We start from the raw sequence: 17,597 nt of genomic DNA on the forward strand, positions 1-17,597 counted from the left end.
AAGCGCATCACCAGCATCCGGCCACGGTGGGGCTGCGCGCCCCGACCTGGTTGAGCGAGAGCATGCCGCACTGGGTGTCGCGATTCAGCTGGGTGCCGATCGGCGTTGCCGTGATGCTGTACGTCGCCGTGCTCAGCGACGACGACGGCAGGTCGTACTGGTAGTTGGCGCCGGTGCGCGGAGCGCTGGCGCAGTCCAGCTGCGGCAGGCTGTTGGCGGTGCCGGCGCTGTCCCGGCTGTAGCTGAGGTTGGTGGTGTAGTAGCGCTCCATGTAGTTGGCATACTCCGACAGGCAGCCCTCCGCCGCCACCCGCTTGGTCCGGGTGATGTAGTTGCTGTAGGCCGGCAGCGCGATGGCCGCCAGGATCGCGATGACCGCCACCACGATCATCAGTTCGATCAGGGTGAAGCCGGCGCTGCGGCGCATGCGCATGGCCGGCGCCGCGCCACGTTCGACCGACGGGGATCGTTTCATCGTTCCATTCCTTTATGGATTGACCAGTTCGCGCCACGACACCCGCTGCATCATGCCGGTCGAACCGGCCGTGGTGATGCTGCTGTTCGAGCCGTTGTCGAAACTGACCAGCATGCTGCCGCCCACGAAGATCGGGTTGTTGGGCAGCGAGTTGAAGCCGATGCCGGCCGCCGCATAGCTCTTGCCGTTCACGGTGACCGTGTCTGACGCATTCACCAGGCCGTCACCGTTGAGGTCGAAGAAGTTGCCGGACGGATTGGTGCCGGTGAACGGGTTGATCGCCATGATCCAGCCGCCGCCGGAGGGATTGCAGACGTCCGAAGCCTGGGGAATCCGCGTCGTACCGAGCAGCAGGTTGCCCTGGAACTGGTTGGAGGTCACCATCCGCTCGCCCTGGGCGACGTTGGCGCCACCCGTCCCGGTCGGCGACAACAGGTCCATATACCAGCCCGACATGCCGGTCATGTCGGACGAGGTCGGCGTGGGCGTCACCGCCCGCGCCGGCGATACCGGCGGCGTTGCGCCGGGATTGCCGGCGGTCTCCGCCACGATGGATCGCTGCGCGAGGTTGGCGGCGCGGGTCATGCTGGAGGCGATCGCCGGGCTGTTGGTGGCGTTGGTGGTCTGCACGATCAGGCCGTACCAGCTCTGGGTAGCAGTGTTGGTGAGGTCGAGCGTGCTCAGATACAGGCCGGTGCCGAAGAACACCCAGGTGTTGCCGTTGGCCGGATCCTTGCCCACCAGCACGCCGCCGGTGATGGGCTGCAGGTTGTTGCTGCCGTCCCTGGCCACGAACAGCAGACTGCCGGTGCTGCCCGGCGTGCTGGTGCTCGTGCTGCTGCCGGTATTGAGCGTGAACGACCATACATTGCCGCGGAGGTCGCCCGCATAGGCCGCCGTGCTCACGCCGTTGTTCGCCAGCCCCATCCACACACCCGGAGCGGCTAGGCCGTTGTCGGTGGTGGTGTCGGTGGTCGTGTGCACGCTGAGCGCGCCCGTGGCGAGGTTGAACTGCAACAGTGCCGGCACGCCTGCCGCGCTGTTGTAGCCGTTGCCCAGCAGCACCGACCAGACGCCGTCCGCGGTCTGCGCGATCACCGGCTTGCCGGACATCTGGCCGATGTATTTGCTGTTGCCGTCGCTGTTGCCATCGCCGGCGGAGCGTTCCCACAGGAACTTGATCGCCGTCGGGTCGGTGATGTCGAAGGCATACACCGCCTTGGCCAGGCCGCGGCCGCTGGTACCCACCAGCACGCTCTTCCACGCGCTGCCCATGTAGACATCCGCCACCGTGAGCTCGCCATCGTTGAAATACTGGTGCGGCGCACTGGTCGTGGTGCCGTAGTCGGGACTGGACAGCTGGTTGAGGCCAGCCAACCCGCCGGCGCTGCCGGTGGTGAGCACGGCGGCAGGGATGTAGGCGAACTTCTCCGCGCCGGTGGTGGCGTCGAAGCCGTGCAGCATGCCGTCGTTGGCGGCCACGTAGATCAGCCCGGCGCGCGAAGCCGCGACGCTGGGCGTGAAATTTCCCTGGTTGTCGGTCGTGCCGCTGGCGTAGGACAGGTACGTCGACGACCCGGTGAACGTCTCGTTGGCGAACAGGTTCGGGTCCGGTGCCCCGACATAGACCGGCTGGGAATCGACGATGTCGCCCAGCGGCGTGTCGCGATTGCGGAAGCTGCCGCCGTTCTTCTGCTCCAGTGTGGCATCGCCGCGCAGGTAGTTGACCATGTTCGCCTGGGCAGCGGCGGTGGTGCCCAACGCACTCAGTTGAGCGGCAGACAGCGCTGGCGGCGTGCTCGCGCTGCTGTCCTGGAAGGCCACGTAAGCGGCGGTCTTCCCACCTGCCGCGGGGTTGTAGGTCCAGATGTTCCGGCTGGCCGCTGCCGGCAACGAGCCTGCGGCGGTCCAGCCCGGCGTCGCCGCGATCGCGCCGGTGTTGGGATTCACCGCGAGCGCCTTCAGGTCGCCCTTCCACTTGGCGGTGTAGTAGTTGGCCTGGTACGCCATCGTGCCGGTCTTCAACTGGGTGGAGTTGGCCGCGAGGCTGGCGCCCGTGCCGACCCGCTCGGCAGCGCGCTTCAGCGCATCCTTCATGCCGCTGGCGAATGCTTCGGGACTGGTGGCGGAATAGAAGCCGCCATGGCCGTTGACCGCGGCATGGGCCAGGTCGGCGATGTTGTTGAGGGAATTGGACGCCGGTTGCGGCCAGCTGAAACTGCTGATCGCCGAGCCGCCGTTGGCCCAGTTGAAGATCTGGGGAATCGTGGTGCCCGATGGCGAAATGCCGCTCGGTGTAAAGCCCAGTCCCAGGGTGAAGGTGGTCATGTGCTGCCAGAACGCGGGGTCCTCGCTGCTGGTCGGCACTTCGTTGGGAGTGCCCGTACGCAGGTCGGTTTCCCAGTACTTCATGGCCACGTCGGCCAGCGTGTTGCTGTAGGAATCCGAATAAGGCGCCGCAGCCGCATAGGTGTATTTCTGGCCGTTGGCTCCGGTGACCGTCGCGCCGTTGCTGCCGTCCGCATTGCCGGGCCCCGTGAAACTGTCGTTCCAGAATCCGTCCGTGGTGAGGATGGTGTACGACTGGCGGCAGGCAAGTTCGGTAGTGGTTCCCGCGGGGACTGGATCGGACGACATCACCTGCCAGGGCTGCGACGACTGGTAATACCGGCCAACCGCATCCAGCGCCTGGCGCAACGGCGTGCCGCCACTCGCCTTGGCGGCGCTTACCCAGTTCCACAGGGCATTTTTCTGGTCGCCGGTAGTCGATCCGTCGCCAAAGGGCGTGACCTGCGCGATGTAGTTGGTGCCGCCGTTGTATGCGTCGCTGTAGCTGTAGCGGGAGGCGGGGAGGTTCTGGTAATTGCTGTTGCCGCTGCCGCCGCCGTCGATCGAGCCGAAGCCGACCCGGAACCCCGGATCAATGCCGACGAACGAACTCATCAGGCCGCTCTTGGCCATCAGGATGCGCGTATGGTAGTAGGCGAACCAGTTGGCGATGTTCTGCCCGGCCGCCACGCCGGCGGGCGCAGCCACGCCCGAAGTGTCGGATGCCAGCACGCAACCGGATTTTCCGCCGCAGTCCGACGCCGCCACGTAGCTGACGGTATAAGGGCCTGCCGCCGGCCCCGTCGCATACTGGAAATAGTTGTACGTCGTGCTCTGGTTGTATGCGATGGCGCAGGTACCCGTGGTGGAGTACTTGCTGCTCGGGGTGAAACTCTCGCCGGTGGCGCCGGCCTGGTTGTAGTAGTAATAGTCGCACTGGTTTTGCGTGACGTTTTGATAGGTCACGGATGTGGGCGTGGCTACCGTGTTCGATGCCGAGAATTTGATGGCGCTGCCGGAACAGACGCCGCCGCAATCGTAATATTCATACCTTCCGTCGTAATGGGTCAGGTCGACGGGTGTCAAAGTGCCGGAAAACCCATTGACCCAGGCGCTGGTCAGGCCGCTCGCGGCAGGATAGGAACTGGTGCCGTTCGCCTTGGGCGGCGGCACGTAGGTAACTGCCGGGTTGTAATAGACGCCGTTGTTGCTGGAGTTGATCACCGCGGCGTTATTGGTGTTGTTCTTGAGATAACTCCAGTCAGGCATGAAGTTCCATGCCATCGACCCCGAATCGTCCAGCATCAGCGTGATGTTCGGCGGCAGGGATTTCTGGATGATCAACGGCGTCTGGTCGACCGGGACGGTAGCCAGCGCGGGCGAGCAGGCGACACCCAGCATCCACACGAACAAGCCGGCCGACAGCACTCTGCCGAGGGCGCGTCCTGGCTTGCGACGCAGGCGGGAGATGAGGTTCATGACGGTTCCGCTCCTGGTGCGGCATGGGAGGCCCCATGCGGTCTGTCTGCTTGTCTGTGCCCGCCGGTCAGCGCTGCTTGACCATCGCCTGCAACATCACCACGGCGCGGTCGCCGACCACTGCCGGATCGCCACTGCGCGCGGTGATCCGGTAGTACACCGCGGTGGTGGAAGTTCCCTGCGCGCCGTAGTTCTGCGCGTTGGCGCTCTGGTTGAAGCCGGTGCTGGAACTGGTGTCGACCCAGTTGCCCATGTTTTCCACCACGTACTCGGGCTGGCCGGAGGCGACTCCGGCGACCGTGAACTGCCCCGCCGCCGTTCCCGTGGCCACGGTATGGATGCTTCCGCTCGGCAGGCCCGGATCGTTGAACGGATTGGTCAGGCACACCACGCTGCTGGCCTGGCAGTTGCGGGCGATGATGCCGGGGTTGCTGCCGACCAGCGCCGCCGCGGCCCGCATGGCCGCCTCGGCCCCCTGGAAGGCGATCTGCCGGTCGTACAGGTTGCTCGCCATCTTCTGCTGCATGATGGTGCCGCGCACGGCGGCCAGCCCGACCAGGGTGATCACCACCAGCAGGATCAGCGCCACCACCAGCGCCACGCCGCGCTGGCCGGCCCGGTGCGACGACAGCGAGCCGCCGCGCCGCCGTGATGGCACCGCGGAGGCGGACAAGGGCCTGAACGTGCAAGCGTGGATCATGTCAGTTCACCCGGTTGCGCACGGTGGTGGTGGCGGTGAAGCTGCGCACCAGCGGCCTGGTGTCGGTACCGGCGCGCTGGTCGGCGCTCTGTAGCGTGAGGGTGATCTGCGCGGCGTCGACCACGGCCCAGTTGCCGATCGAGCTGGCGGTCACGAACGCTGTACCGCCCCTCGCGTGATAGTTGATGACCATGCCGTTGACGTTGCGCACCATTTCCTGCGGCGTCCCGAGGGACACGTTCTCCTTGGCGTCGGGGGCTGCCAGCGCCACCCGGTACAGGGATCGTCCGCCGACCGGATTGTTGCCGACATACCAGTCGGCGGCGCCCAGTTTCGCGATCTGCGAATTGGCGCCGAACTGGTAAAGGTTGCCGTTGGTGCTGCTGCAATCGCTGGGGTAGCCCAGGCCCTTCGAGCAGTTGCCCGGATTGACCGCGTTGCCGGTGTTGTGCACGAAGGTGACGTTGCTGTTGTTGTAGTTGCTGATCTGCACCAACACCGCGTGATCGGGATCGCAGACGATGACGATGTCGCCGGATTGCAGGTTGGTGGTCTTGTCGTTCAGCTTGAAATTCGCCGCCGGCTCGTTGTCGGTGGCCACGCTCATGCCGCCGTCGACCGCGCCGAGAACCTGCATCGAATCGGTGCCGGCGACCCGCTGGCCCACGCCGGTGCCGAACACGCCTCCGGTCGCCGGGTCGCCCTGGCTGCCGCTGTAGCCGTGCACGGCGTTGCTCCAGTTGGCCCACCAGTCCGTGCCGCTGTTGTTGAGCACGTTGCCCATGCGGTCGCCGTTGTTGCACGGATTGAGCCCGGCATTGCGGATATCGCGCGCCAGCAGCTCGAACGCGATGCGCGAGCCGTCCTGCACGTCGCCAAGCGCCTGGTTGGTGCGGTAGGTGCGCTGGTTGGCCAGGAACACACTGGCCACCCCGGCGATGACGATGAGGCCGAGCAGCATCGCGACCATCAGCTCGATCAGGGTGAAACCGGCCGGCGGCCTGGTCGGCCCGGGCACGCGGCGGCAGGGCATCGGATGGCCGCTCACAGCATGGCCCGGGTGGCGACTTGCTGTGCGCTGGAACTGCCCGCGCCGGTCCGGCTGTCGTCGAACGTGATGGTAATGGTGCAGTCGGCGCTGGCGGTGCCGACCGCGGTGCAGGCGATGGCGCCGGTGGTGCTGGCGGTCGCACCGAGGCTCCGGTTGCCGAGCCCCACGCTGCACCACTGGCTGAGCTGGACGCTGGCCAGGGTGCTGCCCGGCGCGGGGCAGGCGTTGGCCGCGATCGGCGTGGTCGTGTTGTAGTCGCCGTTGCGGGCGCCGCCGATGTCCGCGCGCATCGCGTCCAGGATCGAGTAGCTGGCGACCGTGGCCATGCTGCGCGCCATCGCACCGTTGTTGGTGGACAGCGACATGGCCTGCAACGCCGCGATGCCGAGGAAGGCGATGGAAAGCACCAGCACGGCCACCAGCACCTCGATCAGGCCGACACCGGACTGGCCGGCGCGCCGGCGCGCGGCCTGCTGCCCGGGCAGGCGCACGGGGCGCATGGCCGGAGTGGGGCGATTAGTCATGGGCAGGCTCCCGAACTGGTGGCTACCACGAGAATCGATCCGGTCGTCATCGTGATCACGCGGTGGTTGTCGCTGCCCATCTGGCCTGTGCAGATGTCCGCGACCGTGCCGGTGTAGGGGCTGGTGGCGCCGACGGCCTGCCCCAGCCCCTGCCCGCCGAAACGGATCGCCACCACATCGCCCGAGAGCTGCACGCTCGTGCCGATGCCGACCGTGCCGGCCAGCACCGGGTTGGCGCCGGCGCCGGCCATCGCGTAGACCGCGCCGGTCTGGGTGCTGCACGCCGTACCGAGGGCGTCGGCGCTGTTGACGCTGGCCGAGTTGCTGCACAACTGCGTATTCGCATTGCGCTTGATGGCTTCCATCCGCGCCACGTTGATTGCGTTGACCATGTCGTTGGCGGCGGTGGTGAGCTTGTTGGAAAGGGTCAGCGACCTGAAGCTCGGCACGGCGATCACCAGCAGCACGATTGCGACGGCGAGGGTGATCATCAGCTCGACCAGGGTGAAGCCGCGCTCGCCCCGCCGCGCCATGGCACGCCATGGCGGACCGTCGCCGGCAATACCCGACCTCCGCGCTCCGACCAGCGAAGCGCTCCGCTGACGCGACAAGACCCGCATGGCGTTCTCCCTGATACCCCTGCGCCCACTCTGTATCGACGCGCCGGTTCCGGCCAGCCCGCAGCCGACGAGTGGTAGCAATTGCCCGACAAGCGGCCGGCAGGGGTGCCGCGAAGGTGATCAGAGTCACAGGCGGCCCGCCGGAGATCCGGCGAAGCGGCGGGCCGGGGCCATCCTCAGGTCGCTACGGCGCTGCCTCGACCCGGTTCCTGCCGTTGTCCTTGGCGTGATACAGCGCCGCGTCGGCGCGCCGTACCAGGGAAGTCACTCCCGACTCGGCCGACCGCAGCTGGGCAACGCCGAGGCTGATCGAGAGCTGCAGTCCGACGCCGGCAACCGTCGGCCTCGCGGCGGCCACGGCGGCGCGCAGGCGTTCGGCCACATTCAGGCCACTCTCGAGGTCGGTATCGGGCAGCACGACCAGGAACTCCTCGCCACCCAGGCGACCGAGCCGGTCGAACTGGCGCAGTGCGCCCTGGCAGGCATGGACGATCTGCTCCAGCACCTGATCGCCGATCTGGTGGCCATGGCTGTCGTTGACCTGCTTGAAGTGGTCGATATCGAACATGATCACGGTCAGTTCGTGATGCTTGCGGCGGGCCTCGTCGACGGCCATGTGCAGCGTGTGCTCGATGTGGCGGCGGTTGGAGATGCCGGTCAGCTCATCGGTGAGTGCCAGCCGGTGCAGGCTGCGGCTCTGGCGCAACTGCCGCCCCGCGAGCAAGAACATCAGCAGCAGCAGCGCGCCGGCGAGCACGATCGCCAGACTCTGCCAGCCGCGGATGCGCTCCAGTGCGGCCAGCTGCTGCTCCTTGAGCGCCTTGTCGGCAGCAAGCTTGCGGTTCTCCAGTTCACGCCGCTCGGTATCGAACTGGTAGCTCATCAGTGTGGTGACCTGGGTCTTGGCCATGCGCGCCAGCGCGGCATCAGCCTTCATCTTGAGCTTCAGGTCGGCCAGCGCGGCGGCGGGATTGCCCAGCGCCTCCTGGTTCCGCGATCGCGCCTCGTACAACTCGGCCAGGTAACGCATGTTGTCGCCCTGCCTCACGTCAGCCTCGGCGACGTCGAACTCGCGCTCGGCCAGTTCATGCTGGCCAAGGCCCGCATGGGCCTTGGCCGACTGCAGGGACAGCATGCCGCTGCTGGACTTGTCCGAAGCGACCCGGAACTCGTTGCCGGCGAGCGCCAGTTGCTGCAGCGCCTCGGTGTACTGGTGCCGTGCATTGCTGCTCTCCGCCAATGCCAGCAGCGCGGATCCCACGCTTTGCCGCGAGCCGGTCTCGCGCGCGATCGCCAGTGCCTGCTGCAGCGGCGCCACGGCGGCCGCGGCATCGCCCCGCTCGGTCGCCAGGAACCCCAGTTCCATGTCTACCGCCAACTCCTCCTGCCGGTCCTGCTTGCGTCGCGCAAAGGCCATCGACTGCTGCAGGTAGTCGGCGGCCTTGTCGTACTCGCCCAGTCGGCGATAGATGGTGGCGATGCTGATGAGGTTGGACTGGGCGGCTGTCGTATTGCCCACGGCTTCGTAGAGGTGCTGCGCCTCCAGGAAATCGAACAGCGCCCTGGCCTGCTCGCCGAGCAGCGACAAGGCGCCGCCGCGCCAGGTCAGCCCGTCGGCGACCAGGCGGCTGTTTTCCAGACGCCGGGCAATCCGGATGCCGGCCTCGTAGGCCGGCAGCGCGTCGCGCTCCGTGGTGACCCGGCCCTGGTACAGGCCTCGGCATATCTGGAAGTTGGCCTCCGCCTCCAGGTCGGCCGCCTGGTGGGCCTGCTCGATGCCGCGACCCGCGTAGGCGTAACCGCCGTTCGCGTCGTTGTCGAACGCCAGGAAGCAGTAGATGTACCCGTACCGGCGCTGCCGGTAGGCGTCGTCGGGCGGCAACAGGGTGCGCAGCCGCCCGAGCGTCTGGTCGACCGCGGCCCGGGTGTTGAGGATTACCTCACCGTTGTCCAATCGCCGCATGAGCTGGTCGAACGCCGCCGTATCGCGTACCTGTGCCTGCGTTGCCGCTCCCGCATGCACGCAGCACGTCGCCGTCAGCAGCAACAACAAACCCGACAAAGTTCGAAATAGTCCGGACAATACGCCCCCAAGGAAGTCGATTCAGACTCTCCCTGTCCGGACAGCACGGGCCGTCGACTCGTTATCGGCCGCGCTCCGGAAAACCTGAGTGCGCATGATCCGTTCGTCGTGGCCGCTGCCCGACGGCAGCCGGACGACCGGTTGGCGCCACCAATCCATGGCCGCCGGACGCCGCTGCTGACGCAATCGTCGCTTGCACCATCGCGGCGCGGCCCGTAATATTCTCGGCTCTTTGCCGGAATAGCTCAGTTGGTAGAGCGGCGCATTCGTAATGCGTAGGTCGTAGGTTCGATTCCTATTTCCGGCACCAGTCCAGGCACGACCAAGGCCCCGGGAAGCCACGCTTCCCGGGGCCTTGGTCGCATCTGATGGCACGCGGCATTGCAGGCGTCCGCCCCCCGGTTCCCGACGTCTTTCGCAGCCCTACGGCCGAAGGATGCTCCCTCGGCACGGCAATGGGCAAGTATGCCGCGCAACGAACTCCGGCAGCGCCATGGTTGCGCCGCCGGAGGCTCGCGATGGCGGAATTACAGGCTGGCGGAGCTGTTGCCGCCGACCAGGCGCAGCTCTTTCGGCAGGGCGAAGGTGATGTCCTCCGGCTCACCGTCCAGCTCGCGCACCTCGCCGACGCCCCATGACTGCAGGCGGACGATCACGTCGCGCACCAGCTTCTCCGGGGCCGAAGCGCCGGCGGTGAGCCCGATCCGCTCGACGCCGTCGAGCCAGCTGCGCTCGATGTGCTCCGCGCTGTCGATCAGGAACGAGCGCACACCCTGCTTCTCGGCCAGCTCGCGCAGACGGTTGGAGTTGGAACTGTTGACCGAGCCGACCACCAGCATCAGGTCGACCGCCTCGGCCAGTCGGCGCACGGCATCCTGGCGGTTCTGAGTGGCGTAGCAGATGTCGTCCTTGCGCGGCCCCTCGATCTCGGGAAATTTCGCGCGCAGCGCCGCGATGATCGCCTTGGTGTCATCCACAGACAGCGTGGTCTGCGTGACGTAGGACAGCTCGCGCGGGAATTTCGGCGTCAGGGTGGCGACGTTCTCCACCGACTCCACCAGCAGGATCTCGCCGGTATTGGCCCGGTTCCACTGGCCCATGGTGCCCTCGACCTCGGGATGTCCGGCATGGCCGATCAGCACCACGCTGCGGCCCACCCGGCCCAGCCGCGCCACTTCCATGTGCACCTTGGTGACCAGCGGGCAGGTCGCGTCGAACACCTTCAGGTGCCGCTGCTCGGCTTCCTCGCGCACCGCCTGCGATACGCCGTGGGCGCTGAAGATCACGGTGGCGCCATCAGGCACCTCGCGCAACTCCTCCACGAACACCGCGCCGTCGGCACGCAGCTTGTCGACCACGTAACGGTTGTGCACCACCTCGTGCCGCACGTAGATCGGCGATCCGTAGGATTCCAGCGCGCGCTCGACGATGGCGATGGCGCGGTCGACGCCGGCGCAGAAACCGCGGGGGTTGGCGAGCAGGATGTCCAAGCTGACCTCGATTCGGAGCCCTGTAGGAGCCCGCTGGCGGGCGATGCTCCTGAATTGAAAAGCGTCGCCCGCCAGCGGGCCCTTACAGCAAGAGCGGCAATTATCGCACGCCGTTCCCGGGCTTGCCGGCGAACAGGCCGAACGCGATCAGCATCACGGCGCCCACCGTGATGCCGCAGTCGGCGATGTTGAACACCGGGTAGTTCCACTGGCGGAAATAAACGTGGATGAAGTCGGTGACCTTGGCCGCATGCAGGCGGTCGATCAGGTTGCCGATCGCGCCGCCGACAATCAACGCCAGCGGCAACGCGGTGCGCCAGTCGCGGCGCGGCGTGCGCCGCAACCAGCCGACCAGCACGATGCTGATCGCCGCCGCCAGCAGCACGAAGAACCAGCGCTGCCAGCCGGCGCCGTCAGCCAGGAAGCTGAACGCAGCGCCGGTATTGAAGGCCAGCGTCCAGTTCAGGAAACCCGGGATCACCGGATGCGGAGCGCCGGCCGGCTGCAGTGCCGACAACGCCCACCACTTGCTGAGCTGATCGAGCACGATGACGGTGGCGGAGAGCCAGAGCCAGGGGAGTGCGTTGGGTTTCGGGGTCATGGCGGGAGGCTCGGTCAGGAAATTTGGAGATGCTTTCGTGCGCGCCCCGCGTAGGGCGGGCACTGCCCGCCGCTCCGGCGGGATCCGTGATGCGACGAGCCATGCAGTCGGCGGGCAGTGCCCGCCCTACGCTCCCTGCACCGCCGACGTCACCGGTCAGAACCAGCGGCGGTCTTCGCCCGGCCCCTCGATGTTGCCGATGCATCGGCCGCACAGCTCGGGGTGTTCAGCGTGGCTGCCAACGTCGTCGCGGCGGTGCCAGCACCGCACGCACTTGGCGGCACCACTGACATCGGCGGAAATCCAGGCTTCGGCGCCATCCAGTTCCACCTTCGCCGCATCGTCCGCACGCGGCGTCGATGGTGCCAGGGTGAAATCGGAGGTGATGAAAAAGAAGCGCAGCTCATCGGCGACCTCGGCATAGCGCGACCGGCTCGCAGCGTCGGTGTTGAGCACCAGCTTCGCTTCCAGCGCCGCGCCGATCCGTTCGGCCTTGCGCATGCCTTCGAGCACGCGCGCGGCGGTGTCACGGATCGCCAGCAGGTCGGCCCACCAGCGCCGCTGCTCCGGCGTGGCCTGGGTGGCGGTGAGGCCGTCGTACCAGGTCTCGAACAGCACGCTGTCGCCGCGCTCGCCCGGCAACGCCTGCCAGATCTCCTCCGCGGTGAAGCTTAGGATCGGCGCCAGCCAGCGCACCAGCGCCTCGCCGATGCGGTACATCGCGCTCTGCGCGCTGCGCCGGCCGCGGCTGTCGGTCGGCATGGTGTAGAGCCGGTCCTTGGTGATGTCGAGGTACAGCGCGCCCAGTTCATTGGTGCAGAAATTCTGGATGCGCGACACTACTTCTGGATAGTCGTAACGCTCGTACGCGGCGGTCACCGCCTGCTGCACGTCATACGCCTGCTGTACCGCCCACTGGTCGAGCAGCACGCTGCCTTCCACCGGCAGCAGGTGTTTCGCGGGGTCGAAGCCGTCGAGGTTGCCGAGCAGGAAACGTGCGGTATTGCGGATGCGGCGGTAAGCATCGGAGACGCGCTTGAGGATCTCGTCGGAAACGGTCATCTCGTTGCGGTAATCGGCCGAGGCCACCCACAGGCGCAGCACGTCGGCGCCCAGCGTATCCATCACCTTCTGCGGCGCCACCACGTTGCCCAGCGACTTGGACATCTTGCGGCCGTTCGCGTCCACCGCGAAGCCATGGGTGAGCACTTCGTTGTAGGGCGCGCGGCCGTGGATCGCCGCCGAAGTCAGCAGCGACGACTGGAACCAGCCGCGATGCTGGTCGGAGCCTTCCAGGTACATCACCTTGTAGTGCGACGCCCTGCCCTGCTGCAGTTCCGGGCGCTGCCCGATCACCGCGAAATGGGTGACGCCGGAATCGAACCAGACGTCCAGCACGTCGGTGACTTTCTCGTAGTCGCTCACCTGGTCGCCGATCAGTTCGGCCGCGTCCAGCGCGAACCACGCGTCGATACCGCCCTGCTCCACTTTCTTCGCGACCTGCTCCAGCAGCGCGACCGAATCCGGGTGCGGTTCCTGCGTGGCCTTGTGCACGAACAGCGCGATCGGCACGCCCCAGGTGCGCTGGCGCGAGATGCACCAGTCCGGACGCCCGGCAACCATGCCGGCGATGCGCTCCTCACCCCAGCCCGGCACCCAGCGCACGGCCTTGATCGAGGTGAGTGCCGTCTCGCGCAGCTGCGCCTGCTCCATCGAGATGAACCACTGCGGCGTGGTGCGGTAGATCACCGGCGTCTTGTGCCGCCAGCAGTTCGGGTAGCTGTGCTCGATTTTCGCGAACGCCAGCAGCACGCCGCGTCGACGCAGCAGCTCGACGATGGCGTCGTTCGCCTTCCAGATATGCAGGCCGGCCAGTTCGAGACCGTCGGCCGCTGGCGTATCGGCGCGGTAGGTGCCATGCGATCCGATGTAGTTGAGCAGGCCGATGCCGTATTCGCGCGCCACCACGAAATCCTCGACGCCGTGGTCGGGCGAGGTGTGCACCGCACCGGTACCGTCCTCGGCGCTGACGTGCTCGCCGAGGATCACCGGCACTTCGCGCGGGTAGAACGGATGGTGCAGTTTCAAACCTTCCAGCGCCTTGCCCTCGGCATGACCCAGTACCACCGCCTGCTCCAGCCCGTAACGCTGTGCCGCCTTGTCGACCAGCGCGCTGGCGACGACGAGCAACACGCGCTTACCAGCGCGCGACGGGCCTTCGATCAACGCGTATTCCAGATCCGCGCCGAGCGATACCGCCTGGCTTTCCGGCAAGGTCCACGGCGTGGTGGTCCAGATCGGGATGGCGACGATGGCGTCGCCGGCATCCACGCCGAACTTCGCCGCCAGCGCTTTCGGCTCGACCGCGTCATACGCCACGTCGACCGCGGGCGAGACCTTGTCGCCGTATTCGATCTCCGCCTCGGCCAGCGCCGAGGCGCAGTCGAAGCACCAGTACACCGGCTTGGCGCCGCGCACCACGTGGCCGTTGGAGACGATGCGCGCCAGCGCGCGCAGCATGTCGGCCTCGTATTTGAAATCCATCGTACGGTACGGATGCTCCCAGTCGCCGAGCACGCCGAGCCGCCTGAAGCCGGCGCGCTGGTCGTCGATCTGCTGCTGGGCGTACTCGCGGCACTTCTGGCGGAACTGGGCGGCGTCGAGCTTGTCGCCCGGTTTGCCGTACTTCTTCTCCACCGCGATCTCGATCGGCAGGCCGTGGCAGTCCCAGCCCGGCACGTAGGGCGCGCGCTGGCCGGCCAGCAGCTTGGACTTGACCACCATGTCCTTGAGGATCTTGTTGACCGCGTGGCCGATGTGGATCGATCCGTTCGCGTACGGCGGGCCGTCGTGCAGCACGAACACGCTGTCGCGGTGCGCGGTTTTCTGCTGGATCTGCGCATAGCGGCCGGCCTGCTCCCACTCCGCCAGCCAGCCCGGCTCGCGCTTCGGCAAATCGCCGCGCATCGGGAAATCCGTCTGCGGCAGGTTGATCGTGCTCTTGTAATCGTGGGTCATTGCCTGGATGCCGTCACTGAGGTGTTGCCGCCCGCCAACCGGCAGGCAAAGAAGGGAAAGTTAATCGATTTCGACCCGTGCCGTAATGCCCGCGTCTTCACGCCTCGACCAGGCGCGGGTTCATGCCCAGCAGCTCGCGCGCCTGGCGCGAGTCCAGCGCCATCTGCGCCTTCAGCGGTTCCAGCCCGTCGAACTTCTGCTCGTCGCGCAGCTTGGCGACGAACTGCACCGCCATGCGCTGGCCGTACAGATCGCCGTCGAAGTCGAACAAGTGCACCTCCAGCAACGGCTCGGCGACCTCGTTCACGGTGGGGCGCACGCCGAGGCTGGCCACGCCCGGCCAGCTGCACTCGCCCTCGCCCAGCCCCACGCGCACCGCAAAGATGCCCTGGATCGGGCTGACCCGTTGCTGCAGGTGGATGTTCGCGGTGGGATAGCCCAGCGTGCGGCCGAGCTGGTTGCCGTACTCCACCCTGCCGTCGATCACGAACGGCCGGCCCAGCAACGGCTCGGCCCCGGCGAACTCGCCGGCCGCCAGCAAGGCGCGCACCCGGCTCGCCGAGACGCGGGCGCCGTCGAGCTGCACCGCCGGCATGGTGCAGGCCTGGAAGCCGAGTTCGGCGCCCATCCGCTCCAGCAGCGCCACGTCGCCCACGCGCTTGTGGCCAAAGCGGAAATCGCCGCCCACCCAGACCTCGCGCGCCGCGAGCCGCTGGACCAGCACCCGCCGCACGAAATCCTCGGCCGGCATCAGGGTCAGCGTGCGGTTGAAGCGCAGCAGCAGGGTGTGCTCCATGCCGGCCGCGGCGAAGCCGCGCAGTTTCTCGCGCACGCTGGACAGCCGCGGCACCGGCTCCGGCGAGAAGAAAGCCCGCGGCAGTGGCTCGAAACTCACCACCACCGGGCTGCAGCCGAGCGCCTGCGCGCGCTCGCGCACCTGCGCCAGCAACGCCTGGTGGCCGCGGTGCAGGCCGTCGAACGCGCCGACCGCGACCACGCTGCCGCGCGGCGCCAGGCAGGAGCCTGCGAGATCCCGGGAAAGTCTCATCATCGCGTGAGTATAACGGTGGGGCGGAAGGGTTCACGCACCGCGCAGGTCGCGCAGGCGGAAGCCCCCGGCAAACAGCATGGCCACGTAACTGGCCCCGCCAGCCAGTACCAGCACGGCCAGATGCCACAGCCGGGTCAGCACCGGCACGCCGTGGACCCAGTCCGGCCACACCCAGCGGCCGAGCAACAGCACCGCCACCATCACCACGCAGGCCGCCGCCAGCCGCAGCAGGTGCCGCGACCAGCCCGGCTGGCGCTGATACACGCCGGCCTTCCTCAGCCAGTGCCACAACAGCCACAGGTTCACATAGGCGGCCACCGCGCTGGCCAGGCCCAGCGCCATGTGCAGGCCCGGCAGCCGGGCCAGGCCGTCGAGCCACGTCAACCGCTTCAGCTCGGGCGATGCCCACAGCTCGAACAGCAGCGCCAGGAACACCACGTTCAACAGCATGTTGCTGAGCAGCGAGGCCACCGCCGCACGCACCGGGGTACGCGTGTCCTGGCGCGCGTAGAACGCCGGCAGCAGCACCTTCACCAGCGCGAACGCGGGCAACCCGAAACTCAGCGCGGTGATCGACAGCGTCGCCATGTGCGTGTCGTGCGCGCTCCAGTGGCCATGCTGGAACAGCGTGGCGACCAGCGGCCCGGCCAGCAGCATCAGCGCGAACATCGCCGGCACCGCGATCAGCAGGGTGACGCGCAGGCCCCAGTCCAGCGCGCGCGAGAAGCCGGCCGTGTCGGTGCTGACATGATGGCGCGACAGCGACGGCAGGATCACCGTGCCCAGCGCCACGCCGAACACGCCCAGCGGCAGTTCCAGGAACCGGTCCGCCTGCGACAGCCAGCTCTGCGAGCCGACCACCAGCAGCGAGGCGATCACCGTGTCGAACAGCAGGTTGATCTGCGCCACGGAAGAGCCGAACAGGGTCGGCACCATCAGCCGCATGATCCGGCGCACCTCCGGGTGGCTCCAGCCCCAGCGCGGCAGGGTCAGCAGGTCCAGGCCGCGCAGCGCCGGCAACTGGAACAGCAACTGCAGGATGCCGGCCGCCAGGATCGCCCAGCCCATCGCCATGATCGGCGTGTGCAGCCGCTTCGACAGCCACAGCGCGCCGGCGATCATGCACAGGTTGAGGATCACCGGGGTCAGCGCCGGCAGCCCGAAGCGATGGAAACTGTTCAGCGCGCCGCCGGACAATGCGGTCAGCGAGACGAACAGCAGGAACGGGAAGGTCAGCCGCAGCAGCTCGACGGTCAGCTCGAACTTGCGCGGCTCGTCGATCGCGCCGGGCGAGAACAGCACGGTCACCTGCGGCGCGAAGATGATCCCCAGCGCGGTGATCAGCAGCAGCACGCCACCCAAGGTGCCCGATACCCGCGCCATCAGCTCCTTCAGCTGCGCATGCGTGCCCTTTTCCTTCACTTCCGTGAAAACCGGCACGAAGGCGGTGGAAAACGAGCCCTCGGCGAACAGCCGGCGCATGAAGTTGGGAATGCGGAACGCCACCCAGAACGCGTCGGTGGCGCCGTTGGCGCCGAACGCGGCGTTGATCGACATGTCGCGCACCAGGCCGAGCACCCGCGAGACCATCGTCATGCTGCTGAACGAGAGCAGTCCGCGGAGCATGCTGGGGGACTTCATGGGGCTGTTTTCGACCTTTACGGACCGGGCGCACGGGGCGCGTAGTGTGACAGCCGCGACCGGCAGGATGACAGCCCGTGCTGTGGCAAAATACCGGCAGCGCGGGCCGTCCGGCTGGTCGACACCCGTCCGTGGCCCATGCCTGCCCGTCTAAATGATTGACGCACAGGCGAATCGGCCGCATAATTGCCGTCTTTTTCCACCCAACCCAACACTGCATCCCGGAGTTCTACCTTGGCCAACATCAAGTCCGCGAAGAAGCGCGCGCGCCAGTCCGAACAGCGCCGTCTGCGCAACATCAGCGCGCGCTCCATGGTCCGCACCGCCCTGAAGAAGGTCGTCAAGGCCATCGAGGCCAAGGACAAGGCCGGCGCCGTCGCCGCGTTCACCGCCGCCCAGCCGGTGATGGATCGTTACGCCGCCCGCGGCCTGATCCACAAGAACAAGGCCGCACGCCACAAGAGCCGCCTCAACGCGAAGATCCGCGAACTGGCGTAAGCCGGAGCGCGACCCGCGTCAAACGGAAAAGCCGGCGC

The 17,597-nt window shown here is 67.3% G+C and carries 13 protein-coding genes and 1 tRNA gene; 2 read left to right on the forward strand and 12 right to left on the reverse strand.

Annotation, left to right across the window (positions count from 1 at the left end; genetic code table 11):
• Positions 1–7: 7 nt before the first annotated feature.
• The 7 genes from DEO45_RS04410 to DEO45_RS04440 form a co-directional block, all read right to left on the reverse strand.
• Positions 8–475: a type IV pilin protein gene (locus DEO45_RS04410; RefSeq protein WP_114341073.1), complete on the reverse strand. Its 468-nt coding sequence runs from the start codon at positions 473–475 to the stop codon at positions 8–10.
• A 12-nt stretch (positions 476–487) separates the two neighbouring features.
• A complete protein-coding gene (locus tag DEO45_RS04415) occupies positions 488–4,282 on the reverse strand; it encodes a pilus assembly protein (protein WP_114341074.1) in 3,795 nt (1,264 codons plus the stop codon).
• Positions 4,283–4,349: 67 nt separating this feature from the next.
• On the reverse strand, positions 4,350–4,955 hold the full coding sequence (locus DEO45_RS04420; RefSeq protein ID WP_262982183.1) for a pilus assembly PilX family protein: 606 nt from the start codon (positions 4,953–4,955) through the stop codon (positions 4,350–4,352).
• A 28-nt stretch (positions 4,956–4,983) separates the two neighbouring features.
• The gene (locus DEO45_RS04425; RefSeq protein WP_114341320.1) at positions 4,984–6,015 is read right to left on the reverse strand and encodes a prepilin-type N-terminal cleavage/methylation domain-containing protein; all 1,032 of its coding nucleotides are present in this window, start codon (positions 6,013–6,015) and stop codon (positions 4,984–4,986) included.
• 11 nt (positions 6,016–6,026) lie between these two features.
• Positions 6,027–6,557, reverse strand: a complete 531-nt coding sequence (gene pilV, locus DEO45_RS04430) for a type IV pilus modification protein PilV (protein WP_317616003.1) — start codon at positions 6,555–6,557, stop codon at positions 6,027–6,029.
• A complete protein-coding gene (locus tag DEO45_RS04435) occupies positions 6,554–7,090 on the reverse strand; it encodes a GspH/FimT family pseudopilin (RefSeq protein ID WP_223250784.1) in 537 nt (178 codons plus the stop codon). The genes pilV and DEO45_RS04435 overlap by 4 nt, the downstream gene beginning before the upstream one ends.
• Positions 7,091–7,361: 271 nt before the next feature.
• Positions 7,362–9,239 (reverse strand): GGDEF domain-containing protein, encoded by a 1,878-nt coding sequence (locus DEO45_RS04440; RefSeq protein WP_223250785.1) that lies wholly within the window; start codon positions 9,237–9,239, stop codon positions 7,362–7,364.
• A gap of 255 nt (positions 9,240–9,494) precedes the next feature.
• Between DEO45_RS04440 and DEO45_RS04445 the strand changes: the two genes are divergently transcribed.
• Positions 9,495–9,570 (forward strand) — tRNA-Thr (locus DEO45_RS04445).
• A gap of 217 nt (positions 9,571–9,787) precedes the next feature.
• Here the strand turns inward: DEO45_RS04445 and ispH are convergent.
• From ispH to murJ, 5 genes are all read right to left on the reverse strand, one after another.
• Positions 9,788–10,750 (reverse strand): 4-hydroxy-3-methylbut-2-enyl diphosphate reductase, encoded by a 963-nt coding sequence (ispH, locus tag DEO45_RS04450; protein WP_114341077.1) that lies wholly within the window; start codon positions 10,748–10,750, stop codon positions 9,788–9,790.
• 100 nt (positions 10,751–10,850) lie between these two features.
• The gene (lspA, locus tag DEO45_RS04455; protein ID WP_114341078.1) at positions 10,851–11,351 is read right to left on the reverse strand and encodes a signal peptidase II; all 501 of its coding nucleotides are present in this window, start codon (positions 11,349–11,351) and stop codon (positions 10,851–10,853) included.
• 156 nt (positions 11,352–11,507) lie between these two features.
• Positions 11,508–14,369 carry an isoleucine--tRNA ligase gene (gene ileS / locus DEO45_RS04460; RefSeq protein ID WP_114341079.1) on the reverse strand — a complete coding sequence of 954 codons (2,862 nt, stop codon included), beginning with the start codon at positions 14,367–14,369 and terminating at the stop codon, positions 11,508–11,510.
• Positions 14,370–14,466: 97 nt separating this feature from the next.
• A complete protein-coding gene (locus DEO45_RS04465; protein WP_114341080.1) occupies positions 14,467–15,420 on the reverse strand; it encodes a bifunctional riboflavin kinase/FAD synthetase in 954 nt (317 codons plus the stop codon).
• Between the two features lie 30 nt (positions 15,421–15,450).
• Positions 15,451–17,061: a murein biosynthesis integral membrane protein MurJ gene (gene murJ, locus DEO45_RS04470; protein ID WP_114341081.1), complete on the reverse strand. Its 1,611-nt coding sequence runs from the start codon at positions 17,059–17,061 to the stop codon at positions 15,451–15,453.
• A 234-nt stretch (positions 17,062–17,295) separates the two neighbouring features.
• On the opposite strand from murJ, the gene rpsT reads away from it, so the two are divergent.
• Entirely contained in the window at positions 17,296–17,559 is a 264-nt protein-coding gene (gene rpsT, locus DEO45_RS04475) for a 30S ribosomal protein S20 (protein ID WP_068097791.1), read from the forward strand.
• Positions 17,560–17,597 lie beyond the last annotated feature (38 nt).

This window comes from Rhodanobacter denitrificans (assembly GCF_003335105.1).
GTDB classification, from domain to species: Bacteria; Pseudomonadota; Gammaproteobacteria; order Xanthomonadales; family Rhodanobacteraceae; genus Rhodanobacter; species Rhodanobacter denitrificans_A.